General features: G+C 68.7%; 2 protein-coding genes and 1 pseudogene. All 3 read right to left on the reverse strand.

Features of this window, described 5'->3' with window-relative positions; translation table 11 throughout:
* Positions 1–68 precede the first annotated feature (68 nt).
* Positions 69–632: a cysteine hydrolase family protein gene (locus tag DSP71_RS06160; RefSeq protein WP_113680647.1), complete on the reverse strand. Its 564-nt coding sequence runs from the start codon at positions 630–632 to the stop codon at positions 69–71.
* Positions 629–2071 (reverse strand): cytosine permease, encoded by a 1443-nt coding sequence (locus tag DSP71_RS06165; protein WP_061015727.1) that lies wholly within the window; start codon positions 2069–2071, stop codon positions 629–631. Before DSP71_RS06165 ends, DSP71_RS06160 begins: the two co-directional genes overlap by 4 nt.
* 78 nt (positions 2072–2149) lie before the next feature.
* A pseudogene (locus DSP71_RS06170) lies at positions 2150–2551 on the reverse strand (M18 family aminopeptidase); the annotation flags it as partial.

A 2551-nucleotide genomic window follows, 5' to 3' on the forward strand; every position in this document is an offset into this window, starting at 1 on the left:
TTCCCCCTCCGACATCGCCGCAGCGGTCCGCGCTTCCGCCTGAGGCGCCGCGGTCAGGTCGGCGCGGGTCAGTGAGCCGCGAGCACCGTCGCGGTGTCACTCATCGTGATCTGCGGGGGGTAGAGACTCATCACCCGCAGGGCGGCGGCGTGATTCTCCGCGGTCGAACCGGCACAGGCGTCGGCCGCTATCGTCACGTGTGCGCCCGCGTCGGCGGCGGCCAGCGCGGTCGAGATCACGCAGCAGTCGGTCGAGACGCCAGCGAGCACGACGTGCCCGCCGCGTCCGATGGTCCCCTCGAGCTCCGGACCCCACTTGCCGAACGTCGGCAGGTCGATGCTCGGGTGCGGCGAGAGCGCCTCGGCGTCGGGGACGAGGGCGAACAGGGGATCGCTCGGCGGTTGGTCCGCGAAGGGCCAGGCGTCGAAGTACGCACCCCACGACGTCGTCCGGTCGGCGGTCGGCATCCAGCGGGTCACGAGCACGCGATCGCCGAACGCGTCGGCCAGGGCGCGGATGCGGGGCATCACCTCGGGGAAGAACGGCGACCCCCAGGCGGAATCCGGCGCGGCGAAGATGGTCTGCGGATCGATCACCACGAGCCAGGTGTCGGTGGTCGCGGACGCATTCACGCGGCCTCCTGCTGCCGGATCTTCGCCGCCCTCGCGAAGTACGTCACGAGGAACGAGAGCACCAGCGCGAAGAACACTCCGAGGTTCGCATAGGCCCACTCGCCGTCGCGGCCGCCGATGAGGAACAGCAGGTAGCCCTGCCAGTTGTTCCAGGCTGCGTCCTCGGCGAAGTTGTTCACGACCAGGCCCCAGCCGATCACGCTGGTGACGACCATCGTGCCGATCGAGGTCCAGTCCCACGCGCCGTAGCGTCCGCGCTGGTCGAACAGTGCCTCTTCGTCGTAGTCCTTCCGGCGGCGCAGGATGTCGGCGATGAGGATGCCGGCCCACGAGGCGAGGGGCACGCCGAGCGTGATCAGGAAGCTCTGGAACGGTCCGAGGAAGTCGGTCGCGAAGAACACCACGAAGATCGTGCCGACCGTGAGGATGACCCCGTCGATCGCTGCGGCGGACGGGCGGGGGATCCGGATGCCGAGGCTGAGCAGCGTGAGCCCGGAGGAGTAGATGCCCAGCACCGCGCCCGAGACGAGGGCGAGTACCGCGGTGAGCAGGAACGGGACGAGCACCCATACGGGCAGGATCGAGGCGAGCGCGCCGATGGGGTCGGCGGCGATCGCGTTCATGAGGTCTTCGTCGGAGCCGCCCAGGAGCAGGCCGAACACCACGAGGATCACCGGTGCCACCGATCCGCCGATCGTGTTCCAGGCGACGATCGCCCCGTCCGATGCGGTGCGCTTCTGATAGCGCGACCAGTCGGCGGCGATGTTGATCCAGCCGAGACCGAACCCGGTCATCACCATGACGAGCGCGCCGATCACCTGGCCGACGCCGCCGTCGGGTCGGGCCAGCACGACCGCGAGGTCCACCTGCGGAGCGGCGAGCACGATGTAGAGCACGGTCACGACACCGGTGATCCACGTGAGCACCGACTGCAGCTTCATGATCGTGTGATAGCCGAGCACGGACGCCGTGACGATCAGCGCTGCGACGATCACGGTGGCGACGATCTTGAGCGCGATGCTGTCTCCATCACCTCCGAGCTGGGTGATCACGGTGGCGGTGGCGAGCACGGCCATGATCGCGAGGAACGTCTCCCAGCCGATCGAGGTGAGCCACGAGACGATGCCCGGCACCTTCTGACCCTGCACGCCGAAGGCCGCCCGCGAGAGCACCATCGTCGGCGCGGAGCCGCGCTTGCCGGCGATCGCGATGAGCCCGCAGAGCAGGAACGACACGACGATGCCGATGACCGAGACGATCGTCGCCTGCCAGAACGAGATGCCGAAGCCGAGGACGAACGACCCGTACGACATGCCGAACACCGACACGTTCGCGGCGAACCACGGCCAGAACAGGTCTCGCGGCTTCGCTGTCCGCTCGGATTCGGGGATGATCTCGATGCCCGCACGCTCGATGAGGGCCGGCTTGATGTCCGTCATGCTCACATCCTGGCACTGCCGAGGCGGTCGCAGGCGGTTTCGGCGGCGGCCCCGCCGCGGTGTGCAGCCGGCGGGGGCCTAGCCGGCGAAGAAGGACTGCGCTGTGCGGGTCAGATCGTGCAGGTCCGAGACCCCTGCGAGCTCTCGCGCGGAGTGCATGGACAGGATGGGGATGCCCACGTCGACCGTACGGATGCCGAGCCTGGTCGCCGTGATCGGGCCGATGGTCGAACCGCACGGCACGCTGTTGTTGGATACGAACTCCTGCGTCGTGACCCCGGCGCGCTCGCACCAGGAACGCCACGATGCCGTGCCGACCGCATCCGTGGCGTAGCGCTGGTTGGCGTTGATCTTCAGGATCGGTCCCGATCCGAGCACCGGCTGCACCACGGGGTCGTGCTTGGCGGCGTAGTTCGGGTGCACCGAGTGTCCGACATCGCTCGACAGGCACCACGACGACGCGTAGGCCTGGCGGCGTGC

The sequence above is a fragment of the Microbacterium sp. H6 genome (genome assembly GCF_003314775.1).
GTDB classification, from domain to species: domain Bacteria; phylum Actinomycetota; class Actinomycetes; order Actinomycetales; family Microbacteriaceae; genus Microbacterium; species Microbacterium oxydans.

Excerpts from the sequence above, each read along its gene's own strand:
- DSP71_RS06165 (WP_061015727.1), bottom strand. The coding sequence starts at position 2,071 with ATGACGGACATCAAGCCGGCCCTCATCGAGCGTGCGGGCATCGAGATC.